The organism is Chryseobacterium sp. FG46, from assembly GCF_057809135.1.
This window is the reverse complement of sequence record NZ_JBMDJJ010000015.1, coordinates 98,889-119,552: the sequence shown is the minus strand read 5'-3', so window position 1 is coordinate 119,552 and position 20,664 is coordinate 98,889. Positions and strand designations below refer to the sequence as shown.

At 32.4% G+C, this 20,664-nt stretch carries 27 protein-coding genes; 22 read left to right on the top strand and 5 right to left on the bottom strand.

The features are described from left to right. From ACODR7_RS13075 to ACODR7_RS13060, 4 genes are all read left to right on the top strand, one after another. On the top strand, positions 1-926 hold a 926-nt coding region (locus ACODR7_RS13075), incomplete at its 5' end, for an RHS repeat-associated core domain-containing protein (protein WP_488839619.1). Between the two features lie 91 nt (positions 927-1,017). Next, a complete protein-coding gene (locus tag ACODR7_RS13070; RefSeq protein ID WP_488839617.1) occupies positions 1,018-1,428 on the top strand; it encodes a hypothetical protein in 411 nt (136 codons plus the stop codon). A 370-nt stretch (positions 1,429-1,798) separates the two neighbouring features. After that, complete coding sequence (locus ACODR7_RS13065) at positions 1,799-2,800, top strand: RHS repeat-associated core domain-containing protein (RefSeq protein ID WP_488839615.1); 1,002 nt, start codon at positions 1,799-1,801, stop codon at positions 2,798-2,800. Next, positions 2,784-3,332 carry a hypothetical protein gene (locus ACODR7_RS13060; RefSeq protein ID WP_488839614.1) on the top strand — a complete coding sequence of 183 codons (549 nt, stop codon included), beginning with the start codon at positions 2,784-2,786 and terminating at the stop codon, positions 3,330-3,332. The genes ACODR7_RS13065 and ACODR7_RS13060 overlap by 17 nt, the downstream gene beginning before the upstream one ends. A gap of 64 nt (positions 3,333-3,396) precedes the next feature. Here ACODR7_RS13060 and ACODR7_RS13055 read toward each other — a convergent pair whose 3' ends face one another. Then, positions 3,397-3,654 carry a helix-turn-helix domain-containing protein gene (locus tag ACODR7_RS13055; RefSeq protein ID WP_488839612.1) on the bottom strand — a complete coding sequence of 86 codons (258 nt, stop codon included), beginning with the start codon at positions 3,652-3,654 and terminating at the stop codon, positions 3,397-3,399. A 351-nt stretch (positions 3,655-4,005) separates the two neighbouring features. On the opposite strand from ACODR7_RS13055, the gene ACODR7_RS13050 reads away from it, so the two are divergent. The 16 genes from ACODR7_RS13050 to ACODR7_RS12975 all read left to right on the top strand — a co-directional run bounded on the left by ACODR7_RS13050 (position 4,006) and on the right by ACODR7_RS12975 (position 15,847). Beyond that, positions 4,006-5,079 carry an RHS repeat-associated core domain-containing protein gene (locus ACODR7_RS13050; protein ID WP_488839610.1) on the top strand — a complete coding sequence of 358 codons (1,074 nt, stop codon included), beginning with the start codon at positions 4,006-4,008 and terminating at the stop codon, positions 5,077-5,079. A gap of 14 nt (positions 5,080-5,093) precedes the next feature. Next, entirely contained in the window at positions 5,094-5,642 is a 549-nt protein-coding gene (locus ACODR7_RS13045; protein ID WP_488839608.1) for a hypothetical protein, read from the top strand. Between the two features lie 470 nt (positions 5,643-6,112). Beyond that, positions 6,113-6,529 (top strand): hypothetical protein, encoded by a 417-nt coding sequence (locus ACODR7_RS13040; protein ID WP_488839607.1) that lies wholly within the window; start codon positions 6,113-6,115, stop codon positions 6,527-6,529. A gap of 21 nt (positions 6,530-6,550) precedes the next feature. After that, the gene (locus ACODR7_RS13035) at positions 6,551-6,700 is read left to right on the top strand and encodes an immunity protein Imm33 domain-containing protein (protein ID WP_488839605.1); all 150 of its coding nucleotides are present in this window, start codon (positions 6,551-6,553) and stop codon (positions 6,698-6,700) included. A 23-nt stretch (positions 6,701-6,723) separates the two neighbouring features. After that, complete coding sequence (locus ACODR7_RS13030) at positions 6,724-7,317, top strand: suppressor of fused domain protein (protein WP_488839604.1); 594 nt, start codon at positions 6,724-6,726, stop codon at positions 7,315-7,317. Between the two features lie 119 nt (positions 7,318-7,436). Further along, positions 7,437-7,856 carry a hypothetical protein gene (locus tag ACODR7_RS13025; RefSeq protein ID WP_488839602.1) on the top strand — a complete coding sequence of 140 codons (420 nt, stop codon included), beginning with the start codon at positions 7,437-7,439 and terminating at the stop codon, positions 7,854-7,856. A 160-nt stretch (positions 7,857-8,016) separates the two neighbouring features. After that, positions 8,017-8,367, top strand: a complete 351-nt coding sequence (locus tag ACODR7_RS13020; protein ID WP_488839600.1) for a DUF2750 domain-containing protein — start codon at positions 8,017-8,019, stop codon at positions 8,365-8,367. A gap of 137 nt (positions 8,368-8,504) precedes the next feature. Further along, positions 8,505-9,434, top strand: coding sequence for a DUF4329 domain-containing protein (locus tag ACODR7_RS13015; RefSeq protein ID WP_488839628.1), 930 nt, complete (start codon positions 8,505-8,507; stop codon positions 9,432-9,434). Positions 9,435-9,440: 6 nt separating this feature from the next. Continuing rightward, entirely contained in the window at positions 9,441-9,740 is a 300-nt protein-coding gene (locus ACODR7_RS13010) for an NTF2 fold immunity protein (protein WP_488839598.1), read from the top strand. Positions 9,741-9,929: 189 nt separating this feature from the next. Further along, complete coding sequence (locus ACODR7_RS13005; protein ID WP_488839627.1) at positions 9,930-10,856, top strand: RHS repeat-associated core domain-containing protein; 927 nt, start codon at positions 9,930-9,932, stop codon at positions 10,854-10,856. Positions 10,857-11,289: 433 nt separating this feature from the next. Then, positions 11,290-12,435 (top strand): RHS repeat-associated core domain-containing protein, encoded by a 1,146-nt coding sequence (locus tag ACODR7_RS13000; protein WP_488839625.1) that lies wholly within the window; start codon positions 11,290-11,292, stop codon positions 12,433-12,435. Position 12,436: 1 nt separating this feature from the next. Next, positions 12,437-12,676, top strand: a complete 240-nt coding sequence (locus ACODR7_RS12995; RefSeq protein ID WP_488839596.1) for a hypothetical protein — start codon at positions 12,437-12,439, stop codon at positions 12,674-12,676. Between the two features lie 101 nt (positions 12,677-12,777). Continuing rightward, a complete protein-coding gene (locus tag ACODR7_RS12990) occupies positions 12,778-13,275 on the top strand; it encodes an RHS repeat-associated core domain-containing protein (protein ID WP_488839623.1) in 498 nt (165 codons plus the stop codon). A gap of 10 nt (positions 13,276-13,285) precedes the next feature. Further along, complete coding sequence (locus tag ACODR7_RS12985) at positions 13,286-13,588, top strand: NTF2 fold immunity protein (protein ID WP_488839594.1); 303 nt, start codon at positions 13,286-13,288, stop codon at positions 13,586-13,588. 60 nt (positions 13,589-13,648) lie between these two features. Beyond that, positions 13,649-14,320: an immunity protein Imm33 domain-containing protein gene (locus tag ACODR7_RS12980; protein ID WP_488839592.1), complete on the top strand. Its 672-nt coding sequence runs from the start codon at positions 13,649-13,651 to the stop codon at positions 14,318-14,320. 378 nt (positions 14,321-14,698) lie between these two features. Beyond that, positions 14,699-15,847 (top strand): methionine aminotransferase, encoded by a 1,149-nt coding sequence (locus tag ACODR7_RS12975; RefSeq protein ID WP_488839590.1) that lies wholly within the window; start codon positions 14,699-14,701, stop codon positions 15,845-15,847. A gap of 77 nt (positions 15,848-15,924) precedes the next feature. Here ACODR7_RS12975 and ACODR7_RS12970 read toward each other — a convergent pair whose 3' ends face one another. Then, positions 15,925-16,689 (bottom strand): SDR family NAD(P)-dependent oxidoreductase, encoded by a 765-nt coding sequence (locus tag ACODR7_RS12970; protein ID WP_488839588.1) that lies wholly within the window; start codon positions 16,687-16,689, stop codon positions 15,925-15,927. Between the two features lie 89 nt (positions 16,690-16,778). Beyond that, entirely contained in the window at positions 16,779-17,717 is a 939-nt protein-coding gene (locus ACODR7_RS12965; protein WP_488839586.1) for a helix-turn-helix domain-containing protein, read from the bottom strand. A gap of 280 nt (positions 17,718-17,997) precedes the next feature. On the opposite strand from ACODR7_RS12965, the gene ACODR7_RS12960 reads away from it, so the two are divergent. Beyond that, entirely contained in the window at positions 17,998-18,156 is a 159-nt protein-coding gene (locus ACODR7_RS12960) for a hypothetical protein (RefSeq protein WP_185144379.1), read from the top strand. A gap of 34 nt (positions 18,157-18,190) precedes the next feature. Further along, positions 18,191-18,436 (top strand): ComC/BlpC family leader-containing pheromone/bacteriocin, encoded by a 246-nt coding sequence (locus ACODR7_RS12955; protein ID WP_488839584.1) that lies wholly within the window; start codon positions 18,191-18,193, stop codon positions 18,434-18,436. A gap of 175 nt (positions 18,437-18,611) precedes the next feature. On the opposite strand, the gene ychF is transcribed toward ACODR7_RS12955, so the two are convergent. Beyond that, complete coding sequence (ychF, locus tag ACODR7_RS12950) at positions 18,612-19,703, bottom strand: redox-regulated ATPase YchF (RefSeq protein ID WP_488839582.1); 1,092 nt, start codon at positions 19,701-19,703, stop codon at positions 18,612-18,614. 180 nt (positions 19,704-19,883) lie between these two features. Next, positions 19,884-20,435: a ferritin gene (locus tag ACODR7_RS12945; RefSeq protein ID WP_488839580.1), complete on the bottom strand. Its 552-nt coding sequence runs from the start codon at positions 20,433-20,435 to the stop codon at positions 19,884-19,886. Between the last annotated feature and the right edge of the window lie 229 nt (positions 20,436-20,664).

Genomic DNA, 20,664 nt, shown 5'->3' with positions numbered 1-20,664 from the left:
AAAACAGCGAAGGGGTTCTTGAAGTTACAGATACCAACAATTATTATCCATTTGGGTTAAATCATATTGAAGGGATGCTTAGTAGTTCTAATTTTGGAGGGTATTATAGTTACAAATACAACGGAAAAGAGCTGCAAGAATCTGGAATGTATGATTATGGAGCAAGATTTTATATGCCGGATATTGGAAGATGGGGAGTCGTAGATCCGCTCGCGGAGAAAATGAGAAGATGGTCACCTTATAATTATTGTTTTGATAATCCAATTAGATTTATTGATCCGGATGGTAGAGGGCCAAACTATTTTGTTGGAACGGATGGAAAAAAAGTCGATGCTAACGTAGTAAATGGCAAAATAGTTTTAGGAAGTAATGCGTCAAAAGAGTTGCAGCGTATGGTTTCTATGACGAATGACTCTGGGAGTTCAAAAGCTATGTCTCAATTTATGGGTGTTGCTAATAATGAAACTAAAGTTAATTTTCAAATTACTTCAGAAAAAGTTAATAATGGTTTATTAGGCTTACATCAAGCCCATGATGCAAATGGTAATGCTTTAAATTGGAATGATAAAACTAATACATGGGATGGAAAAGCAGATTATATAACAGATTCAAATGGTAATTCTATATATAAAGAAGCAACGATTACAATTTTTGAAGGGAATTTTACTCAAGAGCAGGTTGATGCTTTAAATTATACAGGAGCAAGTAATTTCACTAAAAACGATGCAATGACAGTAGTAAATGCCCATGAAAATGAGCATGATTTAAACAAAGAAGATATAAGTAGTATTAAAGGGCGCTCCGAAGGAACGCCTAGTTCTAGGGATCCTGAAGCGGCTGCCACAAAGGTAGAAATGACAACTTCTGTTCAGATTGGAATTAAAAGAGATCCTATTAATGCCGAAAAAATATTAAACTCAAACTAAAAAACAAATAAAAATGAATAAATTAATGTGTCTGTTTTTATTTATAATTGTAAGTTGTAGAGCCCAAACAAATAATAATGACTACCAAAACATGAAAGAGATAATAGATGAAAATATAAAAAACACAATATACTCTGAAGTTTTAAAAAAAAATGGTATACAAACACAGTTTTATATTACAAATTTATCTTCCGATACAAAGGAAACAATAAAATCAATTTCTTTAAAAGAAAATAAATTTTTACAAGATGGGGTTTACGTTTTTTATGTAAAAGACATTAGATATTCGTTTACTCATATTTACGTAAAGCATAAAGGGAAAATAAAAATATTTGAATCTATAAATTGTCCCAATGATAATCTAAAAATAAATCAAGCTATTGCTTATATAAGAGATAATTTTAAGAATGAAGAAAGTGTAGTTAATAATATTTTAAGTTATTCGAAATACATTAATTATTTAAAAGTTGATCCGCAGTCAAAACTAAATTGCATCAAATAATAATAGTCCGAGCCCCGCTCCCGCACGATTGTATCGTGTGGCAGATAAAAAAACAACCCTTGCAAAATTGCGAGGGTTTTATGTTTTATAAAGCAGTCACATTTTTATTAAAATAAGTTTTTAAATTTTTGGTAGTAAGTATAAGTATTTGATCTGGCATTTTAAAGATCATTGATTGAGCTTCCCCCATTAAGCATGTTAATCAAATCAGGTTTCTTAAAATCCGGTTTATCCTCAAAAGTAACTTCTTAAGAAATAATGCTTTTATAGTTTTTAATCAGATTAAACAGCTTTTAAACATCAGGCCTATAAAAATACTGGGCTTCTGTTCCCTGATATTGACTTAACTCCACAATGGAGACTTGATTTTGTGCCCACAGCAGAAGGATTTTACAGTTTCGCAGAAAACCGCTATATTTACAACTATAAGGATCATTTAGGAAATACAAGGATCACCTTTGCTAAAAATAATGCTGGAGTGCTGGAATCTATAGATACCAATAATTATTATCCATTTGGATTAAACCATATAGGAGGGTCTTCTTACTCAAACTTTGGAGGTTATTATAACTACAAGTACAATGGCAAGGAGTTACAGGAGACAGGAATGTATGATTATGGGGCAAGGTTCTATTTGGCGGATATTGGAAGATGGGGAGTTGTAGACCCATTGGCAGAGAAATCAAGAAGATTTTCAACTTATACTTATGCTTTTGATAACCCAATAAGGTTTATTGATCCAGATGGTAGATCAGGAAAAGATATTATTATCTTAACAGCAAATGGATCTTTTAAGGCTTCAAAAGAGATATTATATAAAACCCCTGAAGGCAAAAGGCTTTGGGATAAGTATGGAACAAGTAAAACAGATGATATTTATATAAATTCTAAGAACTTTGGTGCCAGTTCTTCTACTGTAGCAGAAACAATAAGAGATGTTAAATCTATGGGACTTGCAAAAGATGGGAAAGTATCAGTTCCTGAAGGATATAGTAATATGTCTGAATTTAATAATCTAGACATATCTCAATCTGGCGATAAGAAAGTTCATTTAATATCTTTAAATGAAAACTATTTTAAAGAAGAGAATAGTGATTCAAGATATAGTGCTACAAATGTAGATGATGAAGGTAATTCAAAGACTGTTGGATATAGTAATTATGATTTAGCAGAAGCAATTTATCATGAAGGCAAAGCACATATTGAAGATGGAACTGATTCAGGTGCAGATACAGATCATGTTAAATATGGGGCTGACTCTTTTAAACTTATTGCTCCACGAGAAACGGGCTCTCCTTCAGATGTAATTGTTAATCAACTTGTTAAAGTTAGAGAAGATGCAAAAAAAGAAAAGAATGATAAGAAAAATTAAAAAAATAGCAGTTTTATCTATCCTATTTTTATCTTTCGTTAATTTAGTAAAAGGACAGATATTAGAATTTTATAAACCCATTATTATAACATACAAATCAGGAATGCTAAACAATGAAAAGATTGATTTAGGAATATTTGATTATTTTAAACAAGACACTTCTAAGATGAAGTTCGAATATTTGAAGTATAATTCCGATAAAGAGGCTTTATATAAGTATGATGATGTAAGTAAGAGCTTTCAAAAAATAATGTGTTTGAGATCAGAGAACTTTAAATCTCAGGAAAAAATAAAGCTAGGGATATTTGATGAATTTAATATGATAAGAGAAAGTCCTAAAAATTTTGTAGCTTCTTCACCATATGGAAAATACCCCTCACATCATAAAGTAATTAATTCCATTGAAATACTCCAAAAAACAAAGAAGACATTAATCTTAAGAATTAATTATCAAGATGAGTTTGAATGGAAATATTTTGGGATACTAATTCTAACGGATTATAAGTATGAAAACTTAGAAGATGACGAATGATAATAAAATCATAAATTCAGAATCAATATAAAAAACCATCGCAAATTGCGATGGTTTTTGTGTTTTACATAATGCTTTGAAGTTTAGTTTGTTTGAGAAACACATCAAGGAGAGCGAAAACGTGTTGTCTGTCGTTCTCTTTTAGTTTTTGGATGTCGAGGATTTTGGGGAGACTTACAGAACCAACGAGATAATCCAAAGAAACGCCTAAAACTTCCGCAAGTTGTGTAGCCATCTCAATGGATGGTTTTACTTCCTCACGTTCATATCTTCCGATGACAGCACCGTGAACATTGATCAATTTGCCCACTTCGTCCTGCAACCCCGCTCCCGCACGATTGTATCGTGTGGCAGATAAAAAATAACCCTTGCAAAATTGCGAGGGTTTTATGTTTTATAAAGCAGTCACATTTTTATTAAAAAAGTTTTTAAATTTTTGGTAGTAAGTATAAGTATTTGATCTGCCATTTTAAAGATCATTGATTGAGCTTCCCCCATTAAGCAGGTTAATCAAGTTTCTTAAAATCCAGTTTATCCTCAAAAGTAGCTTCTTAAGAAATAATGCTTTTATAGTTTTTAATCAGATTAAACAGCTTTTGAAGAACAGGCCTATAAAAATGCAGGTCTTCTGTTCCTTGGTATTGACTTAACTCCAACATGGAAGCTTGATTTTGTGCCCACAGCAGAAGGATTTTACAGTTTCACAGAAAACCGCTATATTTACCAGTACAGAGATCACCTTGGGAATGCCAGGGTAAGCTTTGCCAAAAACAGCGAAGGCGTTCTTGAAGTTACAGATACCAACAATTATTATCCATTTGGATTGAATCATATTGAAGGGATGCTTAGTAGTTCTAATTTTGGAGGGTATTACAGTTACAAGTACAACGGTAAGGAACTACAGGAGACGGGGATGTATGATTATGGAGCAAGGTTCTATATGGCAGACATCGGGCGTTGGGGAGTAATCGACCCTTTAGCTGAAACTTCGAGAAGATTTAGTCCTTACAACTATGCTTTGAATAACCCAATTAGGTTTATCGACCCCGATGGTAGACAGGCAGAGGATAAAATTAAAATACTTAACAATGGTAATATAGAGAGAACAAAAGATAATAATGCTTATGACACTGTTACCAATGAAGATGAATCTAAGTCTATCCAAATTGCAAGAACAAATGTATCAGAATCAAACCCTACAGGAGACTCTCAAATAGGAGAATTGGAAAATGAAAAGATTTCAATTGCAGGAGTTGGACCTGATTTCGGCTATTTCCAAATAAATGATTATAATACTGCTACACAAGTTTTCGAATTTATAGCGGACAATACTTATGTAGAATTTGGGCAGGATAAATTTGATTTTTCTGATGGATTTTCTACAAATGTAATAAGTACAAATTACAATGAAACTAAACACGCAAGTGCAGCTGATGTTTTGGCTAATCATAACCTAAGCATGGGGTCTGGCACAATGCATATAACAAAAGATGGTGTGTATTCTGAAGCTGTTCACTCCCATCCGGGATTTGAATATAACCCTTCTGGATTTGGTGAAGGAAATTGGAACAAAGGAAATCCAACATTTGGCGTAGCATACAAAGATGCTGGTGATAAAGGTCGTTCAAAAAGCAATAATGCAATATCTAAGTATGTGTATAATACATGGCTAAAAAATAATGGTGCAAGTGGTGGGTATGTAAAATATAATTACAATGAAGCGGTATATACAGGAAAGAAAAAATAAATTAATTTAAATCTATGAAAAAAATACTTTTAATTACTCTTGTTTTCTTTTTTACATTTAATAAAAGTGCTATTAAGAAACAAGATTTACACAATATTATCAAAGGATATATAGAATATATTTCTAAAAAACGAAAAATTGATAATAAGAATGAAATATTAGCAGTAGCTTTTCACGACCAAACAAAAGAGAAAGGTGAATATTCAATTGACGTAGCTTTTTTTAAACCTGAATTTATGGAAGGTGTTCAATACAAAAATGTTTTTATCTTCGAGGGATATAAACTCATACTACCTGATAATGAATGCAAAAGCATAGAGAAAATGTTTAAAAAAACCAAATATGAAAATTTCAATAAAAAAAAGCAAACAGTAATTAATGATGATTTTAAAAATTGGCATATTGTTTTAAACAAAAAAGATGAAATAACTTTTTTATCACCAGTTCCGATTTCGGGGTGTATGAAGTCAATTTTAATGAATAGGAAATTAAAATTCTCAGATACATACGAAGATATTACATTTTCTAACCCACCTGCAGATTGTTCGGCACTTACACATTAAGATTCTATACTTTAATTACTTAGTGTAAAATTCTGAATATGATATAAAGCCACCAAATTCGGTGGCTTTTTCCCCGCTACCGCACGAATCCCTTCGTGTGAAAGTTATATTACCAATTCGATATCTATCATGTGTGGTATTGATATATTAATTCAGAATAATAAAGAATTTCTGTTGAAAATATAAAATCATTAAAAAAAGCAAAAGTTTTTAGGATTTCAATCTGATGTATTGAACTATAATTTTTTAACCACACGAAAGGATTCGTGCGGTAGGAGGGGAAACAGATCCTTCAAATCCTTCAACAGTAAAGCAAAGTATGAAATTTGATAATCTAATGAATTCTGAAACAAAAGCGGTGAAACCGTAACAAAGGAACAACTAAGCGAAATTAAAAAGAATGTTCCTATAACGACTAAAGTGGAAGTAGAAAATAATCAATTTGTATCACCTTTTAATCCATAATACCTATGAAAAAAATTATTTTGTTTTTAATTATATCCTTTTTTTGCCAATGTCAACAAAGATATAATTACACAGTAAATCAAGAAAATACAAACCCCAACTTGACAGAATTGCAGAAAAAACTGGATATAAATGGAAATTTTATTAATATATTTTTTGAAAATTATTTTGATAACGAAAAGGTTTCTATGAAATGTGATTCTAAAGAGATTTTTAGTAAAAATATAACAACTGATAATACTATAAATTTAGCAGATTATTATTCGCAGAAATCAACGTGTGAAAAATTACAAATTAATATAGGGCCTCAAAAAATTATTTTGGAAAAAAAAGATATTAAGAATCATAAGTATCTTTATATTAGAAAAAAGAGTGATAGTCTCAATTTAACTTTATCTAATACACCAAGAATATATTATTGATAATTGACTAAGTTATATTTCATGAACCTTATTAAATCATTGAAAATGGTTCACTTTTATCATGTTGCTTTTGCCCGATCTGATATTTTAAAATATCTAGCAATATCTTTTGGATACAGATTTATCATGAAAGAAGGAAATGTTGAAATACTTAAGGACGAGGAGGAATAATTCTCAATTTAAAACTAAATTTCATGTTTGATAAAATATCTATAGAAAACAAAAAACTTTCTAACTATATTACAAATATTGTTGGTATTAATAAAATAATTGATCGTCATTATGACAAAGAAAAAAAGAATTTTATCGATATTTTCACCTGTGATGATCCTCTTTATCCTAGAATAAAAATTTGTGGTACGATAGGAGTATCTGATCACCCCAATAAAATTGAAATGAATGATAATAGCTTTAAAGACATTCCAATAGAGCTTTTAATTGGTGGATACAGAGAATTCAGAATGTTGCCAAATATTCTATCCACAGCAGGATTTTATATTACTAATAATGGGTGGGAATGCCAACCAGGTTCAGTATTTATGAGAATTGTTGAAATGTACTTTGAGACTTCTGAAATGAAACATATTATGTTTACATCACCATTTTTATGGGAGGACAAATTACAACCACTAAAACTTGAAACGAAAACAGTACATTGGCTTTTGTGTATTCCTATTTCTGATAAAGAACTCGAATATAAAATGGAAAACGGTACATCTGCATTAGAAGATATATTTCAGGAAAAAGATATTGATATATTTGATATTAATAGAAAATCAGCTATTTAAGAGCTTTATTTTAGTAGCAAAATTCAAATTGCCACATGAATCCTTTTGTGTGGCATTTTTCTGAATTTATTGATTAAATAATTCAAAATCTTACTTCCTAATGATAATCCTTAAAAATTATGAAGCTTTTAATTTTACTTTCCTTTGTTCCATTATTACTTGCTAATCCAAAAGAAATTATTTCTGGAAACCTATCTTGCAAAGATTTTAAAACCGGAAAATTTGTATTAATAAGTAAGGAGACAAACAGAAAATATCTTATACACAGAACCAAAACTCTTCAGATAGAAGAAGTTTTTGATCTTTCAACAAAGAAAAAAATACAGAAGGATAGATATTATAGAATATTATGGAAGAGTGACTGTCAATTTATATTATTATTAGACCCTACCAAAAGCGAGCATGATGAAACAGACAAGTATATTAACTCCCATGGTGGGTATCTTTGTACAATCAAAAAGATAGAAGGAAAATGTGCTATTATTGAAACTCAATTTGAAGGAGATGTTTTCGCATCTGAAATATGCAAAACCCAATAAAAGATAAATTTACAAACGTGTTGTTTATTTAGAGTATTATTTTTAATACCCTAAATTTAATAAAAACACTTTGCCAATCAGGTAGGAAACATCAGAGTTGCGTATTATAAAGATGCTTCCGGTAACGTTAAAGTAGACAGAACCACCCATTTTTATCCTTTTGGAGCCATTTGAAAGATACAAATATGTTATCAAAAAAATCGCCGATTGGGAGATATTTTACACACTTGTTAATAAAGAAGGAGAATATGTAATATCTGAAATAGAAGGTAAAACACTGTTCCCACTATGGAGTGCAGAAGAGTTTGCAAAATTATGTATGATTTCTGGATGGGAAGATACAAAAATTAAAAAGTTAGATCTTGATGATTTAGAAAACCAAATAATTGATTTTATAGCAGATTCAAACCACTTGATTAATGTTTTTCCAGTATATGATAGAACGGGGTTTGTTGTGACTTTGGATGAATTTGCAAAAGATTTAAATGAGGAATTAAAGAACTATGAATAATTGACTTAAGAAAATTTAATTTAATATTAATGGTAAAGAAATATGAGAATTTATTAAAAGATGTTTGTTCTGGATTTAGGGTATTGAAACCAATACCCTAAATTTAGAAAAAATATAACACCGATCAGGTAGGAAACATCAGATTAGCGTATTATAAAGATGCTTCCGGAAACCTGAAAATAGACAGGACCAACCATTATTATCCATTTGGATTGGAGTTTGGCGGAGATTTAAGTACTGCTAATTCTATCTCTCCGAATTATACCTATTCCTCCCAAGGGCAGGAAAAGCAGAGAGAAACAGGCTGGAGCTCTTACCGATGGAGAAATTATGATGCTGCCATGGGAAGGTTCTTCAATGTTGACCCGCTGACGGAATCATATAATACGTGGTCTCCATATGCTTTCAGTGGAAACAGAGTAGTTGATGCAAGAGAATTGGAAGGTTTAGAACCACATGTATTATTTAATACTAGAGAAAATGCCGCTATAAATTTTGGACAGCAATATAATGGCAAATCAATTAAACAATATAGAGAATATGCTGCGATTATTTATTCTGAAAAAAAATCTGACGGAAAAATTTATTATGCATATAACAAACCAACAAGAGGAGGTAATGCAGGAGCTACACCCAACCACAAGGTACCAAGTGGAACTAAAGCCGCTGCCATTATACATTCACATGGAGGTTATGAGGTTAATTATAATAATAACAATTTTTCTGGTTCGAATGGAGATAAAGGTTATGCAGAATATTATAATTTAGATATTTTTGTTGCTACACCAAATGGTTCACTCAAATATTATGATGTTAGTTCAGATACAGAAAAAACGGTTACGACTAAATTACCAAGCGATCCGTCTGATCCAACAAGACAAAACAAAAAACCACCAATAGAAAACCCAAATCCTTCAACTGGAGATTATAAGCCTAAGCCTATTAAGATATTTCCAGAGTTAGAAACCTCAATGGAAGGATCAAAACTTAAATTAGATGGAGGATTAAAATCAATAGAGGATAGAAAAGCAAATACAGTTATAGATAGATCAAATAAAAAAAATTAATTAATTATGAGACATTATTTTTTAATAATATTCACAATCCTCCTTGTTTGTTGTAAAAATGGAGAGTTCAAAAAAAATCCAGAAGAGAGCACGGATTCTAATATTGCAATTTCTCTTGCAGAAGAAAAGTGGCTTAAGATTTATGGCAAATCAGTAAATGAACAAAAGCCATTTGTTGCAGAAAAAAAAAATGACAGTATTTGGAGTGTTCAAGGAACTCTGCCTAAAAACAAACTGGGAGGCGTAGCTTATGCGGAAGTAAATGTAAAAACCAAAAAGGTAGTTAGTTTTACTCATGGAAAATAAGTAGAATATTTCAAGTTTGGAGAACTATCAATAAATGCCTTAAGAGAGTTCTCCAAATTTAATATGAATAGTAAAGAAATGCGAGGACTTTTGTAATATATTTTGATAAGAATATGTTTTGTGGATTTAGGGTATTGTTTTCAATACCCTAAATTTTAATAAAGCACTTTTAGTGATGATTTAGGAAACATCAGATTAGCGTATTATAAAGATGCTTCCGGAAACCTGAAAATAGACAGGACCAACCATTATTATCCATTTGGATTGGAGTTTGGCGGAGATTTAAGTACTGCTAATTCTATCTCTCAGAATTATACCTATTCCTCCCAAGGGCAGGAAAAGCAGAGAGAAACAGGATGGAGTTCTTACAGATGGAGGAATTATGATGCTGCAATGGGAAGGTTCTTTAATGTAGACCCTTTAAGCGAAAAATATGCTTATCAGTCACATTATAATTTCTCTGAGAATAGAGTTGTTGATGGTAGAGAGCTGGAAGGATTAGAAAAAGTTCAAATAAATGAGGAAGAACCATTATTAGCTAGAACGAAAAATGGACTTAATACTTTTTTTAATGGTGTTTCCAATTTTCTTAATGAAAAACTAAATATAGGTAGAGAAACACAAATAAGTAAAAATCCTAGTATAAGTAAAGAACTCATACTGCAAAGGAATTCAGCAAAGGCTGCTGCACTCGGAGAAATGGGACGTGGTTTGTCTGAAACTATGAAAGGAAGCGCTTATGCTTTAGGCGAAGTATTAGACAAGGGAGGTGAGTATGTTTCTACTACTGCTATAACTGTTGCACCAGTTACTGAAGGGGCTTCATTATCCGTAGTAGGTCCAGCAGAAATTATATCTAATATCGGTTGGGGTATAAAGTTTGGAGTTGACTTAACTGATGAAAAATATTCAGATTTACTTATCGAAGGATCTAAAAAATTAATAAGTACAGGAATTGGTAAAGTTGGCAATGGATTATTAGACAAAACATTTAAAGCTAATCCTACAATGACTAAAACTGAGAAAGCTATACATGAAACTGTCGTTGGAGGGACAGCAACTGCTGTATCAAAATCAGCAGAAAAAGTAGTTGATGAAAAAACTAAAAAGAAGTGATTATGAAAAAAGCTAAATTTAATTCTATTATTTTTTATTACTTTTTAATAGCATTATTTGCTCTACTTTTAATATATAATACTTATATATTTTTTATGAGCCATGACTATTATATAATAATTCCAATAATTATACAAATCTTTTTATTGATATTGATTTTTATAAAATATGTGAAAATTAAACTAATATTAAAAATATGGACTATAATTTTTTTAATCATCGCTCCTACAATGCAGTTAATAGGAAAACTTCTAAAAGATGCTTCGTATGACTATCAACATATTAATGTAAACATTTACATTATTCCTAGTTTAATGCTTATAGCAGGATGCCTAATATTTTATTTTATAGTTACAACTATTGATAAGAAAAATTAATTTATTAATAATGAAACAAATGCAATAAATTAATTCTAAAAGAGGCAACCTTGTAGATTGCCTCTTTTACATTTAAGCAATTATACCGATCAGGTAGGAAACATCAGACTGCGTATTACAAAGATGCTTCCGGTAACCTGAAAATTGACAGGACTACGAACTATTATCCGTTTGGGCTAGAGTTTGGCGGAGATCTGAGCACTGCAAATTCAATATCTCCAAACTATAAGTATTCTACCCACGGAAAAGAGAAACAACAGGAGACCGGATGGAGTGACTTTGGAACCAGAATGTATATGTCAGATATTGGACGATGGGGAGTACCAGATCCATTAAGTGAAAAATTTGCTGGAGTTTCAACTTATAATTATGTGTTAAATAACCCACTTCGATATGTTGATCCTGATGGTAATGCACCAGTTGATTGGATCAGGCAAACCGTTAATGGAAAATCAACTTGGACTTATAATGCAAATGTAAAAACAACATCACAGGCTTTAGCTGCTGGTTATAAAAATGTTGAAGGAGTTTATTCTTCTGCTAGGATTTCTAGCAACGGTTTTCAAGGTTCAGGATATGGTGGTTATGGCTTCACATTGAATTCAAACGGTTCAGTCACCAATCTTTTAAGTGGGACAAATGTTTATAATACCTTTGTTACAGATGCTGGTACAACTGTCAATGCTCCAGAATTTACATCTATTGGACAATGGAATAAGGATTTTATAGAAACTTTAGCGGGATCAGATAATTTTTTTGCAAAGCTTGGCTACAATATGATCAATGATGCGTATGTTACTGCTCAAGTTTTTGATGGTGGACTATTGGAACGACCTGAATGGGCAAATCCCTTGGGTGGAAACTATGGAAATTTGGATGGAACTCCAAATTATAATCAGGCAAATGGATTTGCAAATACTCTTGCTACAGCTTTTTCTTTTGCTAGAGGGGCAAAACCTGTAACGGAGGCTGTGACTCAAAGCTTGAATTTTGGGAAATTAAATGCAGCACAATTTTCCAGTACCTTCAAAGGAACTATTGTCTCAAGGGCTGCCCCAGCTACAAGAGGATTATTAAATAGATATTTAAATAAAGGAACAGGATTATTAAACGGACAAATGAAAAGCGGAACAAAGGCGGCTACAGCAGTAAAAGTTGTTGGCGGTTTGTTTAAACCAGAAGAAGAAAAAAAATCAAATTAATATGGAAATATTTGAAATTTTAATTAAAGGAATAATTATCAATTTTTTCGGTGTAAATACTAGATATTATTTCTTTAAGTTTTTTAATAAGGATTTAAAGAAGAAAGATTTTGAGAATAATCAAGAAGATATAGGTGGTGCTTTTTCTCAAGGATTTTATAATTTTTTTGTAGGTATGATAGTAGGTGGTATTTTCTTTTTTAGTATAGCTTATATCATGTATAAGTTAGGAATTTTATAAAAAACAGATTATACTTCAGATTTGTTAGTTTCTAATAAAGTAATTTAATAAACAGGTGATCTAATTGATTGCCTGTTTTATAAAATTAGTAGAAAAAATATATTTACAACTATACCGATCAGGTAGGAAACATCAGACTGGCGTATTATAAAGATGCTTCCGGTAACCTGAAAATTGACAGGACTACGAACTATTATCCTTTTGGGCTAGAGTTTGGCGGAAATCTAAGCACTTCCAATTCAATATCTCCAAGCTATAGATACTCTTCTCAGGGACAGGAAAACCAGATGGATACCAGATGGAGTTCTTACCGTTGGAGGAATTATGATGCTGCTATGGGAAGGTTCTTCAATGTAGATCCGTTGGCAGAAACCTATAATACTTGGTCTCCATATGCTTTCAGTAGAAACAGAGTTGTTGATGCGAGAGAATTGGAAGGTTTAGAACCCCACGTGTTATTTAATACAAGAGAGAATGCAGCAGCAAATTTTGGAGAACAATATAATGGAAAGTCGATATTAGATAAACGTGAAATAGGAGCATTAATTTATTTTAAGACACCATTGATAGATCGAAAACAATTACCACGTCACCAATAATTTATTTAAAATGAAATATTATACTTTTATATTATTAGTTTCTCTTTATAGTTGTGAACAGAGAATATCTAACAAAGGAGAAAAGACTATAACCGATAAAGAAATTGCCATTTCCATAGCGGAAACAAAATGGAAGGAAGTTTATGGTAAATCAGAAATAAATAAACAAAAACCGTTTGTCGCAGAAAAGAAAAATGACAGTATTTGGATTGTGCATGGAAATTTTCCAACACCACCGGTAATAGGTGGTGTTGCCTATGCAGAAATAAATGTAAAAACAAAAGAAGTGGTTAAATATACCCACGGAGAATAAAATTAATAATCTTTGGGATTTAAAAAGAGATACTTAGAGTAAAAATATAAGTTTGAAATATTGAAGCTTATAGCAGGTCTTTTCGTAAATAAAAATATGATAACATACAAAGGAATTCAAATAAATGTAGTAGATAATCTTTATGTGGAAACAAAAGAATTAGATTCTTATATTTCTAAAGAAATTAGAGTTACCATTGGTAGTAATCAACCTGAAGACTATGTAGATGTTATTAAATACATTATCGACTATATTGTAGATAGTAAACCAATTATTTCTAAAAATCAAAATATCGGCTATTATTCCTGGCTTTTACAATTCAGATTGGATGAAGATAATTGTTATGATCTGTATGAAGCAAACTCTGATGGTAGTGATTTTAATAAAGGTTGTGATACAGCAATTTCAGTTGTTAGACAGCAAAGTGAAATGTGTTTACAACATGATCTTATTCCTCTCTTTCCAAACTTCAATCAGTCAGTTGTTATTTCAGATGGAGTTTACGAAGGAAAAGATATTGAAGGAATCAGATATGATTCGCCTCAGGACGAAAGTGGTTGGTATCTTATCACAGACGACTATAACGACGATATTAAATCATTGAAAATGGTTCACTTTTATCATGTTGCCTTTGCCCGACCTGATATTTTAAAATATCTAGCAATACCTTTTGGATACAGATTTATCATGAAAGAAGGAAATGTTGAAATACTTAAAAACGAAGAGGAATAATTGTCTATTGAAATAATATTATTCAAAGATAATTTTACAAATATGCTGCTTATTAGGGTATTGCTTTTAATACCCTAAATTTAGAAAAAATATAACACCGATCAGGTAGGAAACATCAGACTGGCGTATTACAAAGAATTTAATATCTTTTTGGAGTAAAGCTGAATCTGAATATTATGTGGCTAATTCGTAAAAGTAGGCTCATTTTTATAAATATAAATTTAAACAAATGTTTAGATTTGCTTTGTGCTCTGAAACTGACCATTTGATCTTGAAATTTTCCATCATTCTCTTTAAATCAGTTATTTTCTAATTTTATGACCATAAATTCAGACTGTTGTAAATATTTCATTAAATTCGGTCAACAAAACTGCTTTTATGATACAACTTCCTTTATCAAAACTTTCCAATGTAGGAACTACTATTTTCAGTCAGATGACTCAACTTGCCAATGAAAATGAGGCGATCAACCTGTCTCAGGGGTTTCCTGATTTTATGCCCAATTCAGAATTATTAAATCATGTAGATCATTTTATTAAAAAAGGCTTCAATCAGTATGCTCCGCTTGGAGGCATGATTGGTTTAAAGGAAGAAATTGCACGAAAAATTGAAAACAGCCATCAGGCAATATACCATCCGGATTCTGAAATAACAGTTACGGCTGGCGGTACCCAGGCAATTTTCACTGCTATTGCCTCTTTTATTAAAAAAGATGATGAAGTGATTATTTTTGAACCGGCCTATGATTGCTACGAACCTACTGTAGAACTTTTCAGAGGTATTGTAAAACGATTTGAAATGAAAGCCCCGGATTATGAAATTAACTGGGCTGAAGTAAAAAATCTTGTCAGTGAAAAAACCAGGATGATCATTCTTAACAACCCCAATAATCCTTCAGGAAAAATCCTGAAAGAAAATGATATACAGGAACTTATCAAACTGGTAAAAGGAACTTCTATCCTTATCTTGAGTGATGAAGTGTATGAAAATATTGTTTTTGATGGGAAACAGCATTTAAGTATCTGTAAATATCCTGAATTGAAAGAAAGAAGCCTTCTTGTGGCCTCTTTTGGAAAACTTTTCCATGTTACCGGATGGAAAGTAGGCTATTGTGCAGCACCAAAAATCTTAACGGAAGAATTCAGAAAAGTACATCAGTTCAATGTTTTTTGTGTAAATACTCCCATTCAGCTTGCCCTGGCAGAATACATGAAAAATGATGAACATTACACTCACCTGAATCAGTTTTTTCAGGAAAAAAGAGACTTTCTGAGAACAGGCCTTGAAGGCACTTCATTTGAACTCCTTGATTGTGAAGGAACTTATTTTCAGGCGGTAAAATATAATAAAATTTCCGATAAAAATGATTTTGATTTTGCTTCAGAACTTACCATCAATCATAAGGTAGCCAGTGTTCCTTTCTCTTCATTTTATAAAAACAAACTGAATGAGAATGTCATCAGGCTCTGCTTTGCCAAGAAACAGGAGACATTAGAAAGGGCGATTGAGAATTTATCTAAAATATAATTTTAGGAGTAAAGCAAATATCAATAACCTTGGCGGCTCATTCTGAGCCGCCAAGGTTATTTTAGTTATAATAAATGTTATAAAAACATTCCTCCTGAAACTTCAATTCTTTGTCCATTGATCCATCTTGCATCTTCCGTACACAGAAAGGCAACTACTCCACCAATATCATCCGGAAGACCTACTCTTCCCAGTGCTGTAGCACCAGCTACCATGGCATTGATCTCTTCATTATCCCTTACCCTTCCGCCGCCAAAATCTGTTTCAATAGCTCCCGGAGCCACAACATTGGCTTTGATTTTTCTTGATCCCAATTCTTTCGCCATATATTTCGTAAGCATTTCTACTCCTGCTTTGATTGATCCGTAAACAGAAGATCCCGGTGTTGCAAATCTTGCCAGACCGGAAGAAATATTAATAATACCTCCTCCGTCATTAATAAATGGCAGTAATTTTTGAGTCAGGAAAAACACTCCTTTAAAGTGAATATCCACCACGTCATCCAACTGTTCCTCCGTAACTTCTGTAATGGGAGAATATAAGGCTGTTCCTGCATTATTGATCAGGTAATCAATATGAGTACTTCCTGTGTTCTGCTGTAAATGATCTGTTACGTTTTTCACAAATGCATCAAAGCTTTTAATGTCTTTTGTATCAAGCTGAAATGCAACAGCATGCCTTCCCAGTGATTTGATCTCATGGACAACAGCTTCTGCTTCTTCCCTGTTGCTTCTGTAAGTAATAATTACATCCAATCCTTTTTGAGCAATTTTAAGTGCTGAATTTCTCCCTAATCCACGGCTTCCTCCGGTTACCAGTGCAGTATTTGTTTTTGTGTTCATTGTATTTTGATTATTTTGATGGTACAAAGTTGGGATATTTTCAGACTGAAGTATTTGCTTGAATCAATCTGAAATTTGCAAAATTCAAATCAGGAACGAAATTCCAACGGAGTAAAAGTGGTTTTCCTTTTAAAGAAATTGGAAAAATGGGCTATCTCTTCAAATCCCAGAGCGTAAGATATTTCTGAAACATTCCATTTCGTCTGTTTTAAAAGTATTTTAGCTTCCTGAATAATCCGGTCAGAAATAAATTCTGTGGTTGTCTTTCCGGTGCTTTCTTTTAATCTTTTATTTAGATAATTCACATGAACTGCCAGCCTGTCTGCATAATCTTTTGCCGTTTTCAGTTGCAGCCTCTGTTCCCATGATTCAATAGGAAACTGTCTTTCAAGCAGCTCTATAAATAAAGAAACCACTCTCATAGAGGAATTATTGGATGCTGATATTTTGGATGCCGGCTGTAATTTCTGCCCATAATGAATCAGCTCCAGAACATAGTTTCTGATGAGATCATATTTAAACACATAATCTGAATCGATTTCTTTTTTTATCTTTTTAAAAAGTCCTTCAACCTCTTCTGCAAGTTCATCATTAATTTCAAAGACAGGAACGCCACCCGGCTGAAAAATAGGAAGATCTTCGAGATTGTAGTATGATTTATCTTTGATGAAAAAATCTCCGGTAAATACACAGAAACTTCCTGACTGATCGGGATCTTCAGAAACCCAGTGATAAGGAACTTTAGGGTTTGCAAATAACAGAGCGTTCTGTTGTATTGAAATGACTTTATCTGCATATTCTGCCCTGTTTCTTCCTTTTATAAAGCTTATTTTATAGTATTTCCTCCTGTTATAAGGCATCTCAGAAGTAGTCTTTGCCCTTTCTATTGTTTGGGCAATATCAAAAACATTAAAGTGACCAATGTCTTTGTGAAGTCCTTTTGGGAAAATACTTTCAAGATCTTTGCCCAGTTTGGCAGCCATCTCTTTATAAAAATCTTCCAGTGAGGTATGTGCTGCTTTTTCCATGGCAGATAATTTGTAAAATTCAAATATACAAACTTATCAACCAATCTTCTTTGAAATGAGTCCAGATTGTTTGGCGAAGCAAAAAAGTCTTTTTAAATCTCAAAAATAAAACCTTATTAATTTATTGAAAAATTCAGTGCATTTACCAATTATAGTTAATATTCATCATCAATATCATAATAAAATATTTAAAAAATTCTCCATTTTTTTCTAACGACAGTGATATACTTCATTTATTTTTATTACTTTCGTTAAAACTAACCCATTAAAAATCAAACCAATGGAAAACAAAAATTTAAATCACGGAAAAAAACTGAACAAAAAACAGTTGAGAGTAATTACCGGAGGAAAAGAAATGTGTCTGCTTCCAGACCTTACTTGTAAGAAATATTCTTTTGCCTGTGCAGAATTACAATGCCAGCCTGGTATTGAATTGTAAAAGCAAAAAAACTAAACCATAAAAACTTTAACGAATGAAAAATCAACATTTAAACAATGGTAAAAAACTGAATAAAAAAGAGTTGAAGACCATTAAAGGTGGTGTAATGATATGTAGTATACAAAATGGAACGATATGTACACAAATTCATCCTTCATGCTATGAGCCGCAGTGCCGAAGCGGGCAGGCAGAGTTAAGATGTACTGATATAGTTGGCAACTGTGTAGTTTTCTCCCCATCTTGTATGGAATCAAAATGCAGATTCGATACAGGTATTTAATTGTAAGATAAAACAACAAAGACTGCTCTCTGATTTCAGGGAGCATTTTTTATGCAGCGTATTTTTTCTGAATTTTAATTACACAATATAAATTCAACCCGATTTATATAAAAGCAAAAAACGCTCCCAAATACATGGAAGCGCTTTTTAATATAACTAACTTTAATACTTTTTCTTATACGTTGAATCTGAAGTGCATAATGTCGCCATCCTGCACGATATATTCTTTACCTTCTACAGAAAGTTTTCCGGCCTCTTTTACCTTTACTTCAGAACCGTAATTGACATAATCGTTATACTTGATTACTTCGGCACGGATAAATCCTTTTTCAAAGTCTGTGTGGATTACTCCTGCAGCTTGTGGAGCAGTCCATCCCTGTCCGATAGTCCAGGCTCTTACTTCTTTTACCCCAGCTGTAAAATACGTCTGAAGTTTCAAAAGATCATACGCTTTTCTGATCAAACGGTTAACACCAGGTTCTGTAAGCCCTAGCTCATCAAGGAAAATTTCTCTTTCTTCGAAAGTTTCAAGCTCGTTGATATCTGCTTCAATCTGAGCGGCTAATACTACTACTTCAGCACCTTCACCTTTAGCCATTTCTTCAATCTTAGCGATCCACTCATTTCCGTTTTTGATAGAGTTTTCATCTACGTTACAAACGTAAAGAACAGGCTTATTGGTCAACAATTGAACTTCTCCGATAATTGATTTTGTAAAATCATCAGTCGGAAATTCTCTCGCATTTTTACCATCTTCAAGAAATTTCTGTAAATTCTGAAGGGTTTCGTAAGTAAGAATATCTTCTTTCTTCCCTGATTTGATGAATTTTTTAGCTTTTTCCACTGCTTTCCCTACAGTTTCAAGGTCTTTCAGCTGAAGCTCTATATCAATAATTTCTTTATCTCTTAACGGATCTACGGAACCTTCTACGTGAACGATATTTCCATTGTCAAAACATCTTAAAACGTGAATAATCGCTTCACACTCGCGGATATTAGCCAGGAACTGGTTCCCCAATCCTTCTCCTTTGCTGGCTCCTTTTACAAGACCTGCAATATCAACAATCTCAACTACAGCGGGTAAAACTCTCTCTGGTTTTACGATTTTCTCCAGTTCAAACAATCTCTGATCCGGTACAGAAACCGTTCCAAGGTTCGGTTCAATAGTACAGAAAGGATAGTTTGCTGATTGAGCCTTTGCATTGCTCAGACAGTTAAAAAGAGTTGATTTACCTACATTCGGTAAGCCTACGATTCCACATTTCATATTGTAAAATTCAAAGTTTAAGGTTTAGGGGCAATCCAAGGTATTCTCAACTTTAAACATTGAACTCAGAACCTTGAATTACGAGTGTGCAAAGATAGTGATTTTTGAGGGAGTTTCATAATAAAAAAATCTGCCAGTATTCTGACAGATTTTCAAAAGGTTTAGTTTCACCAGGTGTTCTTACGGATTAGCTCCTGTTGCATTCTGAGCAAGCGGAACATCATTGGGTGCTTCCTGTAAAGTTTTATCTAAAGTAAATAAAGATTCATCAGTAGCTCTGTCGCCTCCTGCAATTTTTAATTTATCTATTAAATTCTGTGCTAATGTTTCTTCTTCAATCTGTTCCTGTACAAACCATTGCATAAAATTCCACGTTGCCCAGTCCTTTTCTTCCATAGACAAATCCACAATTTTATAAATGGCAGTGGTATTATCTACTTCATGTTTAAAAACACCATCAAAGCATGCTGTAAGTGTTTTAGGATCAGCTGGAGGAGCCGGAATAGCCGTTACTTTTGGTTTACCTCCTCTGTTTAAAATATATTCCATAAATTTAATGGAGTGATTTCTCTCTTCCTGGGCGTGTCGGTACAGAAAATTAGCAATCCCCTGATAGCCTTTATCATCGGCCCAGATTCCATAAGATAAAAAAATGTGTGATGCATGAATTTCCTTGTTCATCTGGTCACTAAGTGCTTTTTCCATGTTGGTGGAAAGTCTTTTAGTATTCATAATGTTATATTTTGGTGATTATGGGATTACTTATGCAAAAATGATTCCGACACAGTTTTCAACTTACTCAAAAATACACATTTCACTTAAAAACATAACTGGTTTTCAGTATTTTAAATTAATAATTTATAGTTATTCTAAAATAAAACCCGGTTCCAAGACAGAACCGGGTTTTAAATTTGTAATTGAGATTGCTTCACCTAAAGGTTCGCAATGACCAATTTAGAAT

Excerpts from the sequence above, each read along its gene's own strand:
- ACODR7_RS13070 (WP_488839617.1), top strand. The coding sequence starts at position 1,018 with ATGAAAGAGATAATAGATGAAAATATAAAAAACACAATATACTCTGAA.
- ACODR7_RS13060 (WP_488839614.1), top strand. The coding sequence starts at position 2,784 with ATGATAAGAAAAATTAAAAAAATAGCAGTTTTATCTATCCTATTTTTA.
- ACODR7_RS13045 (WP_488839608.1), top strand. The coding sequence starts at position 5,094 with ATGAAAAAAATACTTTTAATTACTCTTGTTTTCTTTTTTACATTTAAT.
- ACODR7_RS13040 (WP_488839607.1), top strand. The coding sequence starts at position 6,113 with ATGAAAAAAATTATTTTGTTTTTAATTATATCCTTTTTTTGCCAATGT.
- ACODR7_RS13035 (WP_488839605.1), top strand. The coding sequence starts at position 6,551 with ATGAACCTTATTAAATCATTGAAAATGGTTCACTTTTATCATGTTGCT.
- ACODR7_RS13030 (WP_488839604.1), top strand. The coding sequence starts at position 6,724 with ATGTTTGATAAAATATCTATAGAAAACAAAAAACTTTCTAACTATATT.
- ACODR7_RS13025 (WP_488839602.1), top strand. The coding sequence starts at position 7,437 with ATGAAGCTTTTAATTTTACTTTCCTTTGTTCCATTATTACTTGCTAAT.
- ACODR7_RS13010 (WP_488839598.1), top strand. The coding sequence starts at position 9,441 with ATGAGACATTATTTTTTAATAATATTCACAATCCTCCTTGTTTGTTGT.
- ACODR7_RS12995 (WP_488839596.1), top strand. The coding sequence starts at position 12,437 with ATGGAAATATTTGAAATTTTAATTAAAGGAATAATTATCAATTTTTTC.
- ACODR7_RS12985 (WP_488839594.1), top strand. The coding sequence starts at position 13,286 with ATGAAATATTATACTTTTATATTATTAGTTTCTCTTTATAGTTGTGAA.
- ACODR7_RS12975 (WP_488839590.1), top strand. The coding sequence starts at position 14,699 with ATGATACAACTTCCTTTATCAAAACTTTCCAATGTAGGAACTACTATT.
- ACODR7_RS12970 (WP_488839588.1), bottom strand. The coding sequence starts at position 16,689 with ATGAACACAAAAACAAATACTGCACTGGTAACCGGAGGAAGCCGTGGA.
- ACODR7_RS12965 (WP_488839586.1), bottom strand. The coding sequence starts at position 17,717 with ATGGAAAAAGCAGCACATACCTCACTGGAAGATTTTTATAAAGAGATG.
- ACODR7_RS12960 (WP_185144379.1), top strand. The coding sequence starts at position 17,998 with ATGGAAAACAAAAATTTAAATCACGGAAAAAAACTGAACAAAAAACAG.
- ACODR7_RS12955 (WP_488839584.1), top strand. The coding sequence starts at position 18,191 with ATGAAAAATCAACATTTAAACAATGGTAAAAAACTGAATAAAAAAGAG.
- ychF (WP_488839582.1), bottom strand. The coding sequence starts at position 19,703 with ATGAAATGTGGAATCGTAGGCTTACCGAATGTAGGTAAATCAACTCTT.
- ACODR7_RS12945 (WP_488839580.1), bottom strand. The coding sequence starts at position 20,435 with ATGAATACTAAAAGACTTTCCACCAACATGGAAAAAGCACTTAGTGAC.